This is a genomic window from Vibrio anguillarum, from assembly GCF_001989995.2.
GTDB lineage: Bacteria > Pseudomonadota > Gammaproteobacteria > Enterobacterales > Vibrionaceae > Vibrio > Vibrio anguillarum.
The window spans coordinates 1-872 of the sequence record NZ_JAHGUP010000205.1 but is presented as its reverse complement, the minus strand read 5'-3'; the positions used below and the strand labels follow the sequence as shown (position 1 = coordinate 872).

At 42.2% G+C, this 872-nt stretch carries 1 protein-coding gene; it reads left to right on the top strand.

Annotated elements, in window-relative coordinates; genetic code table 11:
* Positions 1–108 precede the first annotated feature (108 nt).
* Entirely contained in the window at positions 109–747 is a 639-nt protein-coding gene (locus PL85_RS18485) for a DJ-1/PfpI family protein (RefSeq protein WP_088729505.1), read from the top strand.
* The last annotated feature ends 125 nt before the right edge of the window (positions 748–872 follow it).

Genomic DNA, 872 nt, shown 5'->3' with positions numbered 1-872 from the left:
AATTGAAGCTCAGTGTTTACAGTGTGTTTTTTAAGTTCGGCGGTGCGTTGTCAACCCCTTAGCCGGGCGTTATGCGATTCATGAGATCAGCGAAAGGAATAGAAATTTATGTACAAAGTTGGCGTTGTTATATTTGATGATTTCACAGATGTAGACTTTTTTCTTATGTATGACTTGCTTGGGAGGACAACCGATAGTTGGACGGTCAACATACTGGGAACTAAACCTGAACATCATTCCCACCTTGGTATGAAAGTTACAACAGACGGGCATATTTCAGAGGTGACGAACCAAGATGTCGTTCTTATCACTAGTGGTAAACGTGGTATTCCAGCAGCGATGAAAGATGCTGAATTTATGTCAGCGTTGAGCCTTGACCCAAACAAACAGCTAATTGGCTCGATATGTGCTGGTTCATTCATCCTTCATGAGCTCGGTTTACTAAAAGGTAAGCCATTAACAACCAATCCAGATGCTAAAAGTGTTCTACAAAAGATGGGAGGAGACGTTCAGGATCTGCCTCTAGTAGTAGAAGGTAACATAGCCACTGCCGGAGGTTGTCTTTCACTGATGTATCTCATTGGTTGGGTGGCAGAGCGGCTGTTTGACTCAAGTAAACGAAAAACTATTCAGAATCAATTAATTCCAGCCGGGCAGTTAGAACTTTTTGAAGAGCTCATTACCACAACTATTCAGTCAGCAGAGTTGAAAAATTCGCATAACAAAGCGTTTAAGAATGATTCGTAACGCTTGGCATTTTTAATTTGCGTTGGTTTTGGTGTTTAAGGTGCAATGCAGAAACTTCGGCATTGCGTTACTCACACCTTAACGCGGCGTTATGTTCCCGAGTACCCCACGTTTAGTAGACACTT